This is a genomic window from Rhodococcus sp. 5A-K4 (assembly GCF_046097995.1).
GTDB lineage: Bacteria > Actinomycetota > Actinomycetes > Mycobacteriales > Mycobacteriaceae > Rhodococcus_F > Rhodococcus_F erythropolis.
The window spans coordinates 180,830-196,953 of the sequence record NZ_JBJURM010000012.1 but is presented as its reverse complement, the minus strand read 5'-3'; the positions used below and the strand labels follow the sequence as shown (position 1 = coordinate 196,953).

General features: G+C 62.2%; 17 protein-coding genes. 10 read left to right on the top strand and 7 right to left on the bottom strand.

Annotated elements, in window-relative coordinates; all coding sequences use genetic code 11:
• Positions 1-70: 70 nt before the first annotated feature.
• On the bottom strand, positions 71-475 hold the full coding sequence (locus tag ACKAMS_RS17930) for a cytidine deaminase (RefSeq protein ID WP_019747693.1): 405 nt from the start codon (positions 473-475) through the stop codon (positions 71-73).
• Between the two features lie 253 nt (positions 476-728).
• On the opposite strand from ACKAMS_RS17930, the gene sdhC reads away from it, so the two are divergent.
• Genes sdhC through ACKAMS_RS17910 form a run of 4 tightly spaced genes read left to right on the top strand, consistent with a single transcriptional unit; the run spans position 729 to position 4,124 of the window.
• Entirely contained in the window at positions 729-1,133 is a 405-nt protein-coding gene (gene sdhC / locus ACKAMS_RS17925; protein WP_020969155.1) for a succinate dehydrogenase, cytochrome b556 subunit, read from the top strand.
• A gap of 1 nt (position 1,134) precedes the next feature.
• A complete protein-coding gene (locus ACKAMS_RS17920) occupies positions 1,135-1,590 on the top strand; it encodes a succinate dehydrogenase hydrophobic membrane anchor subunit (RefSeq protein WP_003940699.1) in 456 nt (151 codons plus the stop codon).
• 15 nt (positions 1,591-1,605) lie between these two features.
• A complete protein-coding gene (gene sdhA / locus ACKAMS_RS17915) occupies positions 1,606-3,357 on the top strand; it encodes a succinate dehydrogenase flavoprotein subunit (RefSeq protein WP_019747692.1) in 1,752 nt (583 codons plus the stop codon).
• A complete protein-coding gene (locus tag ACKAMS_RS17910; RefSeq protein ID WP_003940925.1) occupies positions 3,357-4,124 on the top strand; it encodes a succinate dehydrogenase iron-sulfur subunit in 768 nt (255 codons plus the stop codon). Before sdhA ends, ACKAMS_RS17910 begins: the two co-directional genes overlap by 1 nt.
• Positions 4,125-4,182: 58 nt before the next feature.
• On the opposite strand, the gene ACKAMS_RS17905 is transcribed toward ACKAMS_RS17910, so the two are convergent.
• Positions 4,183-5,205, bottom strand: a complete 1,023-nt coding sequence (locus ACKAMS_RS17905) for a LacI family DNA-binding transcriptional regulator (protein WP_408989324.1) — start codon at positions 5,203-5,205, stop codon at positions 4,183-4,185.
• A 75-nt stretch (positions 5,206-5,280) separates the two neighbouring features.
• Here ACKAMS_RS17905 and ACKAMS_RS17900 point away from each other — a divergent pair, with 75 nt between their 5' ends.
• Genes ACKAMS_RS17900 through ACKAMS_RS17885 form a run of 4 tightly spaced genes read left to right on the top strand, consistent with a single transcriptional unit; the run spans position 5,281 to position 8,973 of the window.
• Positions 5,281-6,072: an SDR family oxidoreductase gene (locus tag ACKAMS_RS17900; protein ID WP_408989321.1), complete on the top strand. Its 792-nt coding sequence runs from the start codon at positions 5,281-5,283 to the stop codon at positions 6,070-6,072.
• Complete coding sequence (locus tag ACKAMS_RS17895; protein ID WP_080909718.1) at positions 6,072-7,112, top strand: Gfo/Idh/MocA family oxidoreductase; 1,041 nt, start codon at positions 6,072-6,074, stop codon at positions 7,110-7,112. Before ACKAMS_RS17900 ends, ACKAMS_RS17895 begins: the two co-directional genes overlap by 1 nt.
• On the top strand, positions 7,109-7,975 hold the full coding sequence (locus tag ACKAMS_RS17890; RefSeq protein WP_408989320.1) for a TIM barrel protein: 867 nt from the start codon (positions 7,109-7,111) through the stop codon (positions 7,973-7,975). Before ACKAMS_RS17895 ends, ACKAMS_RS17890 begins: the two co-directional genes overlap by 4 nt.
• Entirely contained in the window at positions 7,972-8,973 is a 1,002-nt protein-coding gene (locus tag ACKAMS_RS17885) for a Gfo/Idh/MocA family oxidoreductase (protein WP_336504797.1), read from the top strand. Before ACKAMS_RS17890 ends, ACKAMS_RS17885 begins: the two co-directional genes overlap by 4 nt.
• 58 nt (positions 8,974-9,031) lie before the next feature.
• On the opposite strand, the gene ACKAMS_RS17880 is transcribed toward ACKAMS_RS17885, so the two are convergent.
• The 4 genes from ACKAMS_RS17880 to ACKAMS_RS17865 all read right to left on the bottom strand — a co-directional run bounded on the left by ACKAMS_RS17880 (position 9,032) and on the right by ACKAMS_RS17865 (position 13,133).
• Positions 9,032-9,844: an ATP-binding cassette domain-containing protein gene (locus ACKAMS_RS17880; RefSeq protein ID WP_007727336.1), complete on the bottom strand. Its 813-nt coding sequence runs from the start codon at positions 9,842-9,844 to the stop codon at positions 9,032-9,034.
• A gap of 3 nt (positions 9,845-9,847) precedes the next feature.
• The gene (locus ACKAMS_RS17875; RefSeq protein WP_003940759.1) at positions 9,848-10,906 is read right to left on the bottom strand and encodes an ABC transporter permease; all 1,059 of its coding nucleotides are present in this window, start codon (positions 10,904-10,906) and stop codon (positions 9,848-9,850) included.
• A gap of 63 nt (positions 10,907-10,969) precedes the next feature.
• On the bottom strand, positions 10,970-11,971 hold the full coding sequence (locus tag ACKAMS_RS17870) for a substrate-binding domain-containing protein (RefSeq protein WP_007727338.1): 1,002 nt from the start codon (positions 11,969-11,971) through the stop codon (positions 10,970-10,972).
• Between the two features lie 160 nt (positions 11,972-12,131).
• Positions 12,132-13,133, bottom strand: a complete 1,002-nt coding sequence (locus tag ACKAMS_RS17865) for a LacI family DNA-binding transcriptional regulator (RefSeq protein WP_019747686.1) — start codon at positions 13,131-13,133, stop codon at positions 12,132-12,134.
• 116 nt (positions 13,134-13,249) lie between these two features.
• On the opposite strand from ACKAMS_RS17865, the gene ACKAMS_RS17860 reads away from it, so the two are divergent.
• Both ACKAMS_RS17860 and ACKAMS_RS17855 read left to right on the top strand, forming a co-directional pair.
• The gene (locus tag ACKAMS_RS17860; protein ID WP_283568008.1) at positions 13,250-14,275 is read left to right on the top strand and encodes a Gfo/Idh/MocA family oxidoreductase; all 1,026 of its coding nucleotides are present in this window, start codon (positions 13,250-13,252) and stop codon (positions 14,273-14,275) included.
• Positions 14,272-15,048 carry a TIM barrel protein gene (locus ACKAMS_RS17855; RefSeq protein ID WP_080945650.1) on the top strand — a complete coding sequence of 259 codons (777 nt, stop codon included), beginning with the start codon at positions 14,272-14,274 and terminating at the stop codon, positions 15,046-15,048. The genes ACKAMS_RS17860 and ACKAMS_RS17855 overlap by 4 nt, the downstream gene beginning before the upstream one ends.
• Here the strand turns inward: ACKAMS_RS17855 and ACKAMS_RS17850 are convergent.
• Complete coding sequence (locus tag ACKAMS_RS17850) at positions 15,045-16,085, bottom strand: Gfo/Idh/MocA family oxidoreductase (RefSeq protein WP_317559268.1); 1,041 nt, start codon at positions 16,083-16,085, stop codon at positions 15,045-15,047. The two genes, ACKAMS_RS17855 and ACKAMS_RS17850, sit on opposite strands and share 4 nt — an antisense overlap.
• Between the last annotated feature and the right edge of the window lie 39 nt (positions 16,086-16,124).

Sequence of the window (16,124 nt, the reverse complement as noted above, 5' to 3'; positions counted from 1 at the left end):
AACTATCCAGTCGATCTCGGTTCCCGACAACTCGCGGCCGTCACGCTTGGCGCCGATGATGGAAACTGCGTCAAACATGGCGGAGCCCCTCTGCTTGTTCCGGCCCGAAAGCATCAGGCAACAGCTCGCTCAGCGGCTTGAACCCACTGCTCGTGTCGACAAGCATCTCACCCCCGCCGTGCTCGAGAAGAAGCTGTCTGCACCTGCCGCATGGCATCAGAATCGAGCCCTTCGCGTCGCAGCACGTGAAGGCAACCAGCCGCCCGCCCCCGGTGGCGGCTAAGTTACCGACGAGTCCACATTCGGCACACAGGCTCAAACCGTATGAGACATTTTCCACATTGCATCCTGAGACGATCCGACCATCGTCTACCAGGGCAGCTGCACCCACTGCATAGCCCGAGTACGGTGCATAAGCCTGCCGCATGACCACTTGCGCGTTGTGCCGCAACAACTTCCAGTCGATGTCACCCATGGTTCGTTATCCAATCACGCCGACTGAATGGATGCAGAAACCACGCCGAAACCGGCTAGGTGAGATTGGAAAGGCAAACCTTACAAAGAGTTTGGTACGCGTACGAATCCCGCATCTGATTAGTTCCCGGTTTCACATAGGTTTAGAGTCTGAGTCAAGTCGGTTCAGGATCCCGTCGAGCCCGGGCTGAGGTACATCGAAGCTCTCTGCAGGCTCGACGCGTCCACCAATGACGTTGGAGGCACAGCACTCGATGAGTACTACGACTGAAGCCGCTCCTCAGAAGGAGCGCACGAGGTCGCTTTACCGGGGCGACCCCGGAATGTGGTCCTGGGTTCTACACCGGATCACAGGCGTCGCTACTTTCTTCTTCCTATTCGTACACGTTCTCGATACGGCACTCGTTCGGGTCAATCCCGATACGTACGACGCCGTAATCGACACGTACAAGAACCCCCTCGTCGGCCTCATGGAGATCGGCCTCGTCGGCGTAGTCCTCTACCACGCCCTCAACGGCGTGCGCGTGATGTTGGTGGACTTCTGGTCGAAAGGCCCGAAGTACCAGCGCGTCATGCTCTGGACCATTCTGACGATCTGGTTCCTGGTGATGATCCCAGGCGCCGGACGCATCCTCATCAACATGTTTGCGGAGCACTGACATGGCGACTACTCACGGACCCGAAGCCAAGAGCCTGGGCACCTCATACGACCGTCCCGCAAGCCTGGACAACCCGCGGTCCCCGCGCGCGAAGGCTCGGAACAACTTCGAGTTGTACGCATGGCTGTTCATGCGCTTCTCCGGCGTCGCCCTGATCGTTCTGGTCCTGGGCCACATGTTCATCATGCTGATGCTCGACGGTGGCGTTCACCGTCTGAACTTCGCATTCGTCGCAGGTCGCTGGTCCAGCCCGTTCTGGCAGTTCTGGGATCTGACGATGTTGTGGCTGGCACAGCTGCACGGCGGTAACGGCCTGCGCACGGTCATCGCGGACTACTCCCGCAAGGACTCCACGCGCTTCTGGCTGACCACGATCCTCGTTCTCTCGATGATCCTGATCATGGGCCTGGGCACGTACGTCATCTTCACCTTCGACCCCAATATCTCGGCGAGCTAGGGGAGCACAGACTTCATGCAGGAACATCGTTATGACGTGGTCATCGTCGGCGCCGGCGGCGCAGGCATGCGTGCGGCAATCGAAGCTGGCCCCCGTGCCCGCACGGCCGTACTGACCAAGCTCTACCCCACCCGCAGCCACACCGGCGCGGCCCAGGGCGGCATGTGTGCCGCACTGGCGAACGTGGAGGAAGACAACTGGGAGTGGCACACCTTCGACACCGTCAAGGGCGGCGACTACCTCGCCGACCAGGACGCCGTCGAGATCATGGCCAAAGAGGCCATCGACGCGGTGCTCGACCTCGAGAAGATGGGTCTGCCGTTCAACCGCACGCCCGAAGGCAAGATCGACCAGCGTCGATTCGGTGGCCACACGCGTGACCACGGCAAGGCACCCGTCCGCCGTGCGTGTTACGCAGCCGACCGCACCGGTCACATGATCCTGCAGACGCTGTACCAGAACTGCGTCAAGCACGACGTCGAGTTCTTCAACGAGTTCTACGCGCTCGACATCGCCATCACCGAGACCGAGGACGGCCCGGTTGCCACCGGTGTCATCTGCTATGAGCTCTCGACCGGCGAGCTGCACATCTTCCACGCCAAGTCGATCATCTTCGCGACCGGCGGCTCGGGACGTATGTACAAGACGACGTCCAACGCGCACACCCTCACCGGTGACGGCATGGGCATCATCTTCCGCAAGGGCCTGCCCCTCGAGGACATGGAGTTCCACCAGTTCCACCCGACAGGACTCGCCGGTCTCGGCATCCTGATCTCGGAAGCCGTCCGTGGTGAAGGTGGCATTCTCCGTAATGCCGACGGCGAGCGCTTCATGGAGCGCTACGCCCCCACCATCAAGGACCTCGCTCCGCGTGACATCGTGGCCCGTTCGATGGTCCTCGAGGTTCTGGAAGGCCGCGGCGCCGGCCCGAACAAGGACTACGTCTACATCGACGTGACGCACATCCCCGAGGAAGTTCTCGACGAGAAGCTCCCCGACATCATGGAGTTCTCGCGCACCTACCTCGGCGTGGACCCCGTCAAGGAGCCCGTGCCCGTCTACCCGACGTGCCACTACGTCATGGGCGGTATCCCCACCAAGATCAACGGTGAGGTTCTGCGCAACAACGACGAGGTCGTCAAGGGCCTGTACGCCGCCGGCGAATGTGCCTGCGTTTCCGTGCACGGTGCAAACCGCCTCGGCACCAACTCGCTCCTCGACATCAACGTGTTCGGCCGCCGCGCCGGCATCGCTGCCGCCGAGTACGCGAACTCCACCGAGTTCGTCGACCTGCCGGAAACCCCGGCTGCGATGGTCGAAGACTGGGTCGGCGTCATCCTGTCCGATCACGGCCACGAGCGCGTTGCGGACATCCGCACCGAGCTGCAGCAGTCGATGGACAACAATGCCTCCGTCTTCCGCACCGAAGAGCGCCTCACCCAGGCACTCAAGGATGTGCGTGCTCTCAAGGAGCGCTACAACCACATCACGGTCCAGGACAAGGGCAAGCGCTACAACAGCGACCTGCTCGAGGCCATCGAGCTGGGCTTCCTCCTCGAAATGGCAGAGGTCACCGTCGTCGGCGCCCTCAACCGCAAGGAATCGCGCGGCGGCCACGCTCGTGAGGACTTCCCGGATCGCAACGACGCCGAGTACATGAAGCACACGATGGCGTACAAGGAGGGTGACGGCCTGCTCTCCGACATCCGTCTGGACTACAAGCCGGTGATCCAGACCCGCTACGAGCCGATGGAGCGTAAGTACTGATGTCTGCGCCTGCTGTAGATGCACCCAAACTCCCCGCTGTTCCCGAGGGGGCCGTCATGGTCACTCTCAAGATCGCGCGGATGAACCCCGAATCGGGCGAGGGCCAGCACTGGGACAGTTTCCAGGTCCCGGCACTGCCCACCGACCGTTTGCTCAACCTGCTGCTGTACGTGAAGGGTTACCTCGACGGCACCCTCACGTTCCGTCGCAGCTGCGCACACGGTGTCTGTGGATCGGACGCCATGCGGATCAACGGTGTGAACCGTCTGGCCTGCAAGCTGCTGATGAAGGACATGCTGCCCAAGGACGGCAAGCCGGTCACCATCACGGTCGAGCCCATCAAGGGCCTGCCCGTCGAGAAGGACCTGGTTGTCGACATGGAACCCTTCTTCGACGCATTCCGCGCCGTGAAGCCGTTCCTCATCACCAGTGGCAACGAGCCCACTCGTGAGCGCATCCAGAGCCAGCACGACCGTGCTCGTTTCGACGACACGACAAAGTGCATCCTCTGCGCATGCTGCACCACGTCGTGCCCCGTGTACTGGAGCGACGGCAGCTACTTCGGTCCCGCTGCCATCGTCAACGCACACCGGTTCATCTTCGACAGCCGTGACGAGGCCGCTTCCGAGCGTCTCGACATCCTGAACGACAAGGACGGCGTGTGGCGTTGCCGCACCACGTTCAACTGCACCGACGCATGCCCCCGCGGCATCCAGGTGACAAAGGCAATTCAGGAAGTCAAGCGAGCTCTGCTCTTCGCTCGATAGTCAGGCCTTCGGCCCTGTGCGCGGTTAGGGAGTCTCCGGACTCCTTAACCGCGCACAGCTATGTCGGGGGCATGTTGAGCGGTGTCACGACTTGAACCGGTGACGTCGTAAAGCCGAAGTGAGCGCCCATGGCGCCGTGTTCTTTCATGACCACCTGACAGGCAGTGCGAACATCCGCACGCAGATCGTGGTGGAGCACCGCTGATATTCGCCTCTCCCCCAGCAACTTTCGATTGTCACCGTCGAGATCGTGGGCGATGAAGACACTGCACTCCCGGTTCAGTTCTTCGAACGCGTCGACCGTGGCCAGGTTGCCACCACCGATCGAATAGACAGCCCGGATCTGCGGATCGGATTCGAGTGCCGCTCGCACCAGTTTCCTACTCGTCTGATCCAGACCGTCACTGTTCGGAATGTCGATCAACCGTCGATGCGGAGCCGCGACGCGCATGGCGGATCGAAATCCCATCTCCCGTTCTTCCTCCCCGCGAAAGAATCCGCTACTCATGCTGACCAGCACGTTGCCGTCCCGATCCCCCAGCCACTGATCGATCAAGTACGCGGCGGTGGCTCCGGCGGCTCGGTTGTCGATGCCGATGTAGGCGGCTCGCCTGCTACCGGGAACATCGGTCACCAACGTGACGACCGGAATCTTTGCCGCCACCAACCGGTCGATCGCCGCCACGACTTCCGGAGTGTCGGGAGCCTTGACGATGACTCCGTGGGATCCGCGTCGGCGAATCTTGTCGAGCGTCGACGTCATCGCTTCGACCGAACCGGTTTCACGAAAGTGGAACCGGGAACGAACGACAGCAGGCGCAAGGGTCGGCAGTTCGTCCTCGAGCGCGTCACGGACGGCGTCGGAAAACCTTGCGGGGGTTTGCAACACGACGTCGACGATGAACGTGCGCCCGACCAGTTTCAGTTGCGAGCGTTGACGTTCCAGGTCCGTGATCGCCTGGCGAACCTCCGATCGTGTGCCCTCCCGAACTCCAGGACGGTCGTTGAGCACCCGGTCGACGGTGGCCTCACTCAGGCCCGACTGCTGAGCGATCTCCCGTACTTTGAATCGATGCGCCACAACTACCTCACGATGATGGATATTTGATGGTTTTTCGCTGTTGCTCGAGGTCTTCGTCACAGCCAGACTAAACCCATGACTTCTCCGCCGGGCGTAACCAGGCCCGCACTCCTAGCCGACACCGTCGTACTGGTCAGTGGCGGCTCGCAAGGCGTCGGCGCCGGCGTCGTACGCGCCGCAGTCCGTGAGGGCGCTCAGGTGGCTTTCACCGGCCGACGCCCGGACGTCGGAAAGGCTCTCGAGGCAGAACTTTCGGGAACCCACTTCATCGAAGCCGATGTGGCGCAGACCGATTCCGCGCTCGCCAGCGTGGCCGAGACGATCTCACATTTCGGCCGCGTGGATGCCCTCGTCAATTCCGCCGGACTCACCTCGCGCGGCACGCTGCTCGACACCACCGAGGAACTCTTCGACCAGCACATCGCGGTGAACCTTCGCGGTCCGTTCTTCACGATGCAGGCAGCCGTCAAGGACATGCGCGAGCGTGCGGTCCCCGGGTCCATCGTCAACATCATCTCCACGTCCGAACTCGGCGGGCAACCGTATCTCGCGCCGTACGTGGCAGCGAAGGCCGGGCTGGCGGGGCTGACCCGCAACGCCGCCCATGCGCATCGCTGGGATCGTATCCGGATCAACGGTCTCGACATCGGGTGGACACAGACCGAGGGAGAAGACCTCACGCAGAGAGCTTTTCACGACGCTGGTGACGATTGGCAGGAACGTGCGGGCAGCACCCTCCCCATGGGCAACCCCGGACAGGTCGACGAAATCGCCGACTTCGTCGTCTTCCTGCTCTCCGATCGCAGCGGAGTCGTGACAGGTTCGATCATCGACTGGGACCAGAACGTCTTCGGAGGGCTGGACTGATGGGCGCTCGTATCGGAGTCATCGGCCTCGGACGAATCGGCAGCTACCACGCCCGAAACCTGCTGACGACGGACGGCGTCGACGCACTGGTTGTCACCGACGTCGACGCACGTCGAACCTCGGACGTGGCAAGCGAACTCGACGTGGAGTCCGCTGCCGATCCCGACGCGCTTTTAGCGTCAGGCATCGACGGCGTTCTGATCGCCGCGTCGTCGAGTTCGCACGCCGACCTGATCGAAGCCGCTGTCCGCCGAGACATCCCGACGTTCTGCGAAAAGCCGGTAGCCGACTCGATCGAATCCTCGGTTCGTGTCCTCGCGACTGCCGAGCAGACGTCGGTACCAGTACAGATCGGATTTCAGCGCCGATTCGACCCGTCATTTGTGGCGGCGTACGACGCAGTTCGATCCGGAGAACTCGGTTGGATCCACACTCTCCGATCGACCACCCTCGACCCCGCTCCCCCGCCGATCTCGTACATCGCACACTCCGGCGGCATCTTCCGCGACTGCTCGATCCACGATTTCGACATCGTCAGGTGGGTCAGCGGCCGCGAAGTCACCACGGTTTTTGCCACCGGCTCGAATCAGGGTGATCGCGGGATCGCCGATGCCGGTGACGTCGACACCGCCGCAACGGTTCTCACTTTCGAAGGCGGAACCATCGCGGTCGTGTCAAATACCCGCTACAACGGCCGCGGCTACGACTGCCGACTCGAGGTACTCGGCTCGGCGGACTCCGTCGTTGCCGGGCTGGACGACCGCTTGCCACTCCGCTCTCTCGACCCCGAAACATCGTTCCCCTCGAAGGAGCCGTACACGTTCTTCATGGACCGCTTCACGTCCGCCTACCGTGCGGAACTCGAAGCATTCCTCGGCGTTGTCGCCGGGCGTCGGGAATCACCGTGCACGCCCACAGATGCGGTCGAGTCGGCGTGGATCTCCGAAGCTGCAACGCACTCTCTGCGCGAGGGTCGGCCCGTCACGATCACCGAAGTAAAAGATCTGTTCCTTCACGACAAGAATGAGGCACACACATGAGCACTCCTCGCATCGCCGGCGCACCGATCTCCTGGGGCGTGTGCGAAGTCCCGGGCTGGGGCTACCAACTCGACCCTGCGCAAGTCCTCCGGGAAATGCGCGAAGTCGGTCTGGCGGCAACGGAAATCGGACCGGAGGGCTTTCTGCCGACAGCACCCGCCGAAATGGCCAAGGTGCTCGCGGATCACGACCTGAGCGCAGTCGGCGGGTTTGCACCAGTACTGCTGCACGATGACGATCATGATCCGGTACCCGGCATCTCCCCCATCCTCGACGGTTTTGTCGCCTCGGGTGCCGAGGTTTTGGTTCTGGCCGCCGCGACGGGTTCCCACGGCTACGATTCACGCCCAGAACTGGACGAGCAGAGTTGGAAAACCCTGCTGCACAATCTCGATCGCCTCACCGACGCCGCCGCCGAGCGTGGAATCAGGGCAGTTGTCCACCCTCACGTCGGAACGATGATCGAGCAGCGCGACGAGGTCCTGCGAGTGCTCGACGGCTCGGCCATCCCACTGTGCCTGGACACCGGCCACCTGTTGATCGGCGGCACCGATCCGGTCGACCTGGCGCGTCAAGCTCCCGAGCGCATCACCCACGTGCATCTCAAGGACGTCGACGATGCCCTCGCATCACGCGTTCGCAGTGGTGAGCTCACCTACACCGACGGCGTGAAGGCGGGAATGTACCGTCCACTCGGTGGCGGCGACGTCGACATCGCCGGTGTCACAGCCATATTGCAGCGCCACGGTTTCGACGGATGGTACGTGCTCGAGCAGGACACCATTCTGACCGAGGCTCCGTCCGACGAGGGACCGGTGCGTGATGTGCGAGCGAGCGTCGAGTATCTGCGGTCGGTTCTGTGACACCTACCCCGCTGCGGATAGGCATTCTGGGAGCCTCACGCATCGCCGAGAACGCGATGATCAAACCTGCAACGGCCACCGGGCACCGCCTGGTGGCCGTTGCCGCACGCAGCCCCGAGCGGGCCAGAGCCTATGCGGCCCGGCATGGGATCGAACGGGTGGTCGGTTCGTACGCCGAGCTGATCTCGGATCCGGAGGTGGACGTCGTCTACAACGCGCTGCCCAACAGCCTGCACGGACCGTGGAATCTCGCCGCCGTTCAGGCCGGCAAGCACGTGCTGACGGAGAAACCGTTTTCGAGCAACGCGGTGGAAGCGCGTGCTGTAGCCGAGGCAGCGCGCGTGAGCGGAGTGACGCTGCTCGAGGGGTTCCACTACCTCTTTCATCCGGTGAACCGGCGCCTGCTGGATGTGGTTCGGAGCGGCACAGTCGGCGCGGTCACTCGGGTGGAAACCGTACTGCGGATGCCCAAACCATCCGAGAACGACCCGCGGTGGGAGCTCGCCTTGGCAGGCGGGTCACTGATGGACCTGGGCTGCTACGGGTTACATGCTTCCCGGATGCTGAGTGACGTCTGTGGTGGTGCGCCAGTGGTGACCGGGACCCGCCACGAGGAATACGCTTCGGGGGTCGATTCGTGGTTCGACATCGAACTCGAGTATCCCGGCGGAGCGCGGGCATCCGTTGTGACAACGATGTTGGACGAGAAGTACCACTTCACTTTCCGGGTCTTCGGAACCAACGGAGACGTCCTGGTGCACAACTTCCTCCAGCCGGACGTCGACGACCGTGTCTCCGTCACTGTCGATGGGCGCACGAGTATCGAGCATCTGGGCACAAAGTCGTCGTACACCTGGCAACTCGAAGCGTTCGCCGATCATCTGTCCGGGGTCTCGGCGCTGCCGATCGGACCGGGCGACGCGGTAGCCAACATGACGATGATCGACGAGGCGTACATGCATTCCGGCCTCGGGGTTCGGCCGACGACCATCCTCTGACGAAACGACTACAGCCTCGGTTCGATTCGAACCGAGGCTGTAGTCGCGAGGTTTTGATCTAACGGCGAAGCTCGTGGGTCAGTGTCTCGAGCTCGTCACCGCCCGCCATCTCCTTGGTCAGTTCTTCGAGTGAGATGTCGTCGTACTTGGCGTCGAGCTTCTGCCTGCCTCGGTTGAGGAGCACGAAGTGATCGCCGACCATGTACGCGTGGTGCGGATTGTGCGTGATGAAGATGACGCCGAATCCCTGTTCCTTGGCAGCGGTGATGTAGCGCAACACCATTCCCGACTGCTTGACGCCGAGCGCTGCTGTCGGCTCGTCGAGAATCAGCACGCGGGCACCGAAGAAGATGGCGCGGGCGATGGCAACACACTGACGCTGACCGCCGGAGAGACTACCGATCGGTGCGTCGACGTCAGGCAGTTCGATGCCCATCTTCGACAGTTCCGAAAGAGTCGTCGCGCGCATGGCGTTGGCGTCGAGCGACTTGATCAGACCACCCTTGCGCAGTTCCTGCCCGAGGAAGAAGTTGCGCCACACCGGCATCAACGCAACAACGGCGAGGTCCTGATAGACCGTGGCAATGCCTTTGCCAAGCGCCTCTTTCGGCGAGTGGAACGTTGTCGGTTCGCCGTCGACGAGTAGTTCACCTTCGCTCTGCTGGTGCAGACCAGCGATGATCTTGATCAGCGTGGACTTGCCTGCACCGTTGTCACCGAGCACACCGGTCACCTCACCCGCACCGACGCGCAGGTTGATTCCCTTGAGCGCGATGATGTTTCCGTATTGCTTACCGACGTCCTTGAGCTCGATCAGTGGCACGTTGCCGCCCGAGTTCGAGAGAGCCGGAACTTCAGCTGTGGTACTCATGTGTCACCTTTTCGCAGCGTAGTTGCGGAATGCGTTGTTGGCGATGACCGCGAACAGCAGCATGGCGCCGAGGAAGAACTTGAACCAGTCCGGGTTCCAGCCTGCGTAGACGATGCCCTGGTTGGTCATACCGAAGATGAATGCGCCGATCGCAGCACCTATCGCGGTTCCGTACCCACCGGTGAGCAGGCAACCGCCGATGACTGCGGCGATGATGTACAGGAACTCGTTACCGACACCCTGACCGGACTGAACGGTGTTGAACGAGAACAGCAGATGCATGCCCACGAACCAGGCAGCAAAGCCGACGGTCATGAACAGACCGATCTTGACTGCGGTCACCGGCACACCGATCGCGCGGGCACTGTCCTGATTGCCGCCGACCGCGAAGATCCAGTTGCCGATCTTGGTCTTGAACAAAACAAATGTTGCAATCGCGGTGAACAGCAGCCACCACACGACCGTGATCTTGACGGACACCCCGAAGACCGAGAACGACGACGCGAATACCTTTTTCGCGGAATCGAATCCGGCCATGTCGGAGACGCTGGGTGTGGCAACCTGACCACTCACGAGCTTGGTGACGGCCAGGTTGATTCCGGTCAGCATCAGGAACGAGCTCAGGGTGATGAGGAAGCTGGGAATCTTCGTCTTCATGACGAGGTAGCCGTTGAAGAATCCGACTGCGAGCGAAACGACGAGCGCCAGAATCGCACCCACCCACAGATTGAGGTGCAGGTTGTAGGCGATCATCGACGCGGCGAGCGAGGACGTGGTGACTGCGACGCCGGCGGATAGGTCGAACTCGCCGCCGATCATGAGCAGGGCGACCGCGCAAGCCATGATGCCGATCGTGGAGCTGGAGTAGAGCACTGTCGCAAGCGCTTCCGGCGTACGGAACGGTGCCGCGACGATACAGAAGAAGATGAAGATGGCGATGGCGCCGACAAGTGAACCCATCTCCGGGCGGAGCAGTAGGCGCTGAATGCGCTTTTGCTCCTTCACCCGTTCATCGGTCACGACTTTGTGGGCGGCAAGGTCGAGATCTGCCTGAGTGGACATGATTTCCCTTCCGTGCTGGACAGGCGCACGGAGGGCGGACTCTCAGCCCTCCGTGCGCCCGGATCAGCGAGTTCCGTTCTTGGCGTACTCGGCGACCGAGTCGATGTTGGTGTTGTCGATGAACGCGGGTCCGGTCAGGGTCGGCAAGCCGCCACCGATCACGTTGCCGTTGTTGAGGTAAAGCCACAGCGAATCGATGGCGAGGTAGCCCTGCAGGAAGGGTTGCTGGTCCACTGCCCACTGCACGTCACCGGATTTGATGGCGTCGACGAGCGCCGCGTTGGTGTCGAAAGTGACGACCTTCGCCTTGCTGCCCGCATTGCCGACCGACGTCACGGACGTCAAGGCAAACGGAGCACCGAGTGCGAGAACTCGATCGATTGCCGGGTCCTGTTGAAGTTTCGCGGTGATGGTCGATTCCACCGACGGCATGTCCTTGCCGTTGACGTTGAGAATCTCCGTCGTTCCCTTGAACGACTTCTTCACTCCGGCACAACGTGATTCGAGGCTCACGTTGCCCTGCTCCTGAATGACGCACAACACCTTGGTGGCACCTTCGGTGTTGAGTCGCTCGCCGGCAGCTTCACCGGCAATCGACTCGTCCTGACCGAAGTACTCCTTGACGCCCATGTCCTTCCAGGTCTCGAGGCCCGAGTTGAGGGCGACCACCGGAATGCCCGCGGCGGTGGCACTTTGGACCGCGGCAACCATGGCGTCGGGCTTCGCGAGGGTCACAGCAATCCCGTCGACCTTGCTGTCGATCGCACTCTGAACCAAGTTGGCCTGATTCGGCGCCTCGGGATCGGCGGAGTACCGAAGCTCGATGTTGTCCTTGGCCGCTGCGGTTTCGGCTCCCTTGCGCACCAGATCCCAGAACGTGTCACCGGGAACTTCGTGAGTGATCATCGCAATAGTGGCGCGGGGCGTGTCCGCCGTACCCGCGCCCATTCCGGATCCGGAAGAATCCGGCTTTCCGCCGGTGCTTGAACAGGCGGCCAGACCCAAGACCACGACTGAGGCTCCGGCCAGTACGGCAACGCTCTTGCGTCCCGTGAGAAACGACATGTGAACTCCCTCTCGACATCAACCAACGGCCCGCGAACGGATGGTGCTCGGTTGTATGTGAAAGATGTAATACCCGTCACAGTCGAATGTCAATAGTTTGTTCTGACATTAGGACTGCTTATCAAAGACCGAACAAACTGATTGAAGTCGAAACTGCAGGTCAATGCCCTGCGGGTCCAGTTGAACCTCGAACCACAAGTTGTGGCTGCGCGACAATGTCCTTGCCCAATGGCCCACTTCCGCCGTCGAGGCGTTCGGAGATCCGCTCCACCGCGGCGCCGCCCAGAAACGCCGTGTCCTGCCCGACACTGGTCAGATCGATGTGCGCCAAACCTGCCAATGCACTGTTGTCGAATCCGATCACGGAAACGTCGCCAGGCACCGAGATCCCGGCACGCAGGAAGACGTCGAGAACTCCGAGCGCGCAGCGATCGTTGAAAGCGAAGACCGCCCCGGGTAACCCACCCTCGACCATCGACCTGGCGGCAGCTGCGCCGAACTCCTCCGTGAGACCGCCGGGAAGAATTCTCGGCTCCAGACCTGCCGCTCGCATGGCCTTGCGGTAGCCCTGACGCCGTTCCTGGGCGCCCGGGCCTCGCCCGCCGTCGACGTGGGCGATCGAGCGGTGCCCGAGTTCGACAAGGTGATTCACAGCCATCACCGCGCCCGCCTCGTCATCTGTTCGGACAACATCCACGTGCACTGACGACATCTTCCGCGCGATTACGACAACGGGAACCTTGTCGGCCAGGTCGACGATCTCTGCTTCCGGCGCCTGTGAACCCAACAGCAAGATCGCCTCACACCGGTCGTCGAGCAGGGTCCGCGTTGCACGAGAATCCGGCCGTCGCTCCGAGACCGCACTGAGGACGACGTCGTAGCGCGACCGTTCGGCGGCCACATAGATTTCGTCGAGCAGCTCCGCGTGAAACGTTTGCGCCGCAACGTAACTGACACCGATCAGGCGGCTGCGATGTTGGCGCAGCAGTCGCGCCGCGTTGTCGGGTCGATAGCCGAGTTCGTCCGCGGCCGCCTTGACCCGTACCCGCGTCGCATCGCTGGCACCTGGGACATCACGAATGACGATGGACACCAGAGCGCGTGACACACCGGCCAGGTCTGCTACGTCTTGCAAGGTGGGGCGTCGACTGTTCACCTCCACAGACTAGATCGTTCCAGCGAATAAGCACCGAAGCATTGACGCGCGCCGCATCCGGCGCTTTACTGGCATGGACTAGAACGATCTAGTTCCTCATTCTCACTCCGAACGGAGCCCCCATGTCTGCCTCTGTTGCAGTCGGTCTCATCGGCGCCGGATGGATCGGCCGCTTCCACGGCGAGTCCGTCGCGCTGCGTATCCCCGGCACCCGTCTCGTCGCCGTCGCCGATCCTGCGCCCGGCGCTGCGGCGTCGTTGATCGAACGTGTCAGTCCCGACGCCCGCGCGTACACCGACGCCCTTGAGCTGATTGCCGATCCGACCGTCGAAGCGGTGCTCATCAGCACGCCCGCATCAACTCACACCGATCTCGTGGTGGCAGCCGCGGAGGCCGGCAAACATGTCTTCTGCGAAAAGCCGATGGCCTTGACACTCGAGGACGCCGATCGCGCGATCGGCGCATGTGCCGCGAACAACGTTGCGCTGCAAGTCGGTTTCAACCGGCGCTTCGCCGCCGACTTCACCGCGGCCCACGACGTGATCACCGCCGGCGGGATCGGAACCCCACAGCTACTTCGTTCTCTGACCCGCGACCCAGGAATCACAGCCGACGTCGCCTCCCGAGTCAAGCCGTGGACCATCTTCAACGAGACGCTGATTCACGACTTCGACGCTCTGCTCTGGCTCAACCCCGGGGCACGCGTCGTCGAGGTGTTCGCGCAGGCCGATGCTCTCATCCATCCGCAGTACAAGGAGCAGGGGTACCTCGACACGTCGATGGTTCAGTTGCGCTTCGACAACGGCGCCCTCGCGTCGGCCGAGGCCAACTTCCAAGCCACCTACGGTTACGACGTGCGCGGCGAAGTTTTCGGTTCCGGTGGAATGGTGAGTGCAGGCGAGGTCACGCGGACCGCGATGCGTCATTACAGCTCACCGGGCGTTCTGGCCGACACACCTCGGGTGAACATCGAACTGTTTCACGACGCCTATGTTGCCCAGCTGGTGCACTTCGCAGACTGCATCCTCTCCGGCAGTGCGCCGTCGGTCGACGGTCTCGACGCTCGCAACGCCCTGGAAATTGCATTGGCCGCAAAGGAATCCGTGGAAACCGGACTGCCCGTATCATTGTTGTCGGTGCCGCAGTGAGCCCCTTCGATTTGGCGGTCTCCGCCGAGATGACGTTCACCGAACTCCCTGTCGTCGAGCGTGTTCGGCGGATCTCGGAGGCGGGGTTCGCAGCCGAGATCTGGAGTTGGCAAGACAAGGACCTCGATGCTCTGGTCGCCACCGGGGCTCGCTTCTCCTCGATGACCGGCTACCTCCACGGCGATTTGTTCGATGACGCCGGCAGCGCCGAACTGGTACGTACAGCGGCGCTATGCCTCGCTCCGGCAGCGAAACTCGGCGTTCCCCGGCTGAACTTCCATACCGGCGAGCTGATCGACGGACAGGCTGCGCGCCCGCAGTATCGAACTACGGGAACGATGTGGCTGACGGCCCAACGCGCTCTCGAGAAGATCGCGAGACTGGGCGAAGAAGCCGGAGTCGTCTTCTGCCTCGAGAATCTCAATACGATCGTCGATCACCCCGGCGTACCGATGGCCCGCGCCAAAGACACCCTGGCACTGGTGGAATCCGTCTCACACCCCAACCTCAAGATGATGCTCGACCTCTACCACGCACAGATCGGCGAAGGAAACCTCATCGAACTCGTGCGGCGTTGTGGTGACAACATCGGCGAGATTCAGGTGGCCGACGTACCCGGCCGATGCGAACCCGGAACCGGCGAGATCAACTACCCCGCCATCGCACGCGTGCTCGCCGACCAGGGTTACACCGGCACGATCGGTTTGGAGGGCTGGGCATCGGGAGACAGTGACACCGCACTCACTGCTTTCCGGAAGGCCTTTACGCTCTAGCCCTCACCCGGGAACATGATCCCCACCTGACGGCGGATCTCGTCGAGGATGTCGAGCGTCGCAATGGCCGCGTCGAGCGGATGGACCGGCGACTCGATATCCCCGGCGGTGATCCGCCGCGCCGCCTCGGCCGCCTCGAACGCGAGACCTCCGACGTATCCGTCGACCGGATCGTCGTAGCGCACAGATCTTCCGTCACCTAGCCGGACAGTGAAGGCCCCGGGCCGGTAGAACGTCGAGTCCAGAACGATCAGCCCCTTGTCGCCGCAGATCGAGGCCGTGTTGGGCGTGTCAGCAAGGATCGTGGTGTTCAGACTGGCCTGAGCAATGCCTGCCCAGGACAGAACCGCTGAGATCTGGCCGTTCACCATGTCATTCGCCGGCTCGCCCAGGGCAGCAACCGCAGTAGGAACACCCAATACCCGATACGCGAGACTGACCGGATAGGTCCCGAGGTCGAGAAGTGGCCCACCCGCAAGCGCTGGATCGTAGATACGATGATCGGTCTCGAACCGTTCGCCGTGATCGGCCAGAACCGTACGTATGGTTCCCAGCAGCCCCGCCTCGAGGATCTGGTCGATCACGTCGAACTTGGGCAGAAACGACGTCCACATCGCCTCCATGCAAAACAATCCGAGCGCAGCCGCCCGCTCCTGAATCGCCCGTCCCTGCGCTCCGTTCAAAGCCAGCGGCTTTTCGATCACGACATGCTTGCCGTGATCCAATGCCGCCATCGCGCAATCGAAATGAGCAGTGTGCGGTGTTGCGACATAGACGACGTCCACATCCTCGGAGGCGAGCAAAGCGTCGTAGCTACCGTGAGCGCGTCGGATCCCCCAATTGTCCGCGAAGGCCTGAGCGCGGGTGAGTCCGCGCGAAGCGACGGCCGTGACTTCCTGCGCTGTATTTCTCTGGAGTGACTCCACGAAGCGCTGTGCGATCCAGCCAGGCCCGAGGATCCCCCAGCGCAAAGTCGGAGCGTCGACCGGATCGGGGACCCGGGTGCGAGGGAGTTCCAGAACTGTAGAAGAAGTCATGCCTCGAACTGTAGAGTCGAATCTCGAAATATGTAAGGA

Bases quoted from the DNA above. Each gene is read 5' to 3' on its own strand.
- ACKAMS_RS17850 (WP_317559268.1), bottom strand. From the start codon at position 16,085: ATGACTTCTTCTACAGTTCTGGAACTCCCTCGCACCCGGGTCCCCGAT.
- ACKAMS_RS17895 (WP_080909718.1), top strand. From the start codon at position 6,072: ATGGGCGCTCGTATCGGAGTCATCGGCCTCGGACGAATCGGCAGCTAC.
- ACKAMS_RS17900 (WP_408989321.1), top strand. From the start codon at position 5,281: ATGACTTCTCCGCCGGGCGTAACCAGGCCCGCACTCCTAGCCGACACC.
- ACKAMS_RS17860 (WP_283568008.1), top strand. From the start codon at position 13,250: ATGTCTGCCTCTGTTGCAGTCGGTCTCATCGGCGCCGGATGGATCGGC.
- ACKAMS_RS17875 (WP_003940759.1), bottom strand. From the start codon at position 10,906: ATGTCCACTCAGGCAGATCTCGACCTTGCCGCCCACAAAGTCGTGACC.
- sdhC (WP_020969155.1), top strand. From the start codon at position 729: ATGAGTACTACGACTGAAGCCGCTCCTCAGAAGGAGCGCACGAGGTCG.
- ACKAMS_RS17870 (WP_007727338.1), bottom strand. From the start codon at position 11,971: ATGTCGTTTCTCACGGGACGCAAGAGCGTTGCCGTACTGGCCGGAGCC.
- ACKAMS_RS17910 (WP_003940925.1), top strand. From the start codon at position 3,357: ATGTCTGCGCCTGCTGTAGATGCACCCAAACTCCCCGCTGTTCCCGAG.
- ACKAMS_RS17890 (WP_408989320.1), top strand. From the start codon at position 7,109: ATGAGCACTCCTCGCATCGCCGGCGCACCGATCTCCTGGGGCGTGTGC.
- ACKAMS_RS17920 (WP_003940699.1), top strand. From the start codon at position 1,135: ATGGCGACTACTCACGGACCCGAAGCCAAGAGCCTGGGCACCTCATAC.
- ACKAMS_RS17880 (WP_007727336.1), bottom strand. From the start codon at position 9,844: ATGAGTACCACAGCTGAAGTTCCGGCTCTCTCGAACTCGGGCGGCAAC.
- ACKAMS_RS17930 (WP_019747693.1), bottom strand. From the start codon at position 475: ATGGGTGACATCGACTGGAAGTTGTTGCGGCACAACGCGCAAGTGGTC.
- sdhA (WP_019747692.1), top strand. From the start codon at position 1,606: ATGCAGGAACATCGTTATGACGTGGTCATCGTCGGCGCCGGCGGCGCA.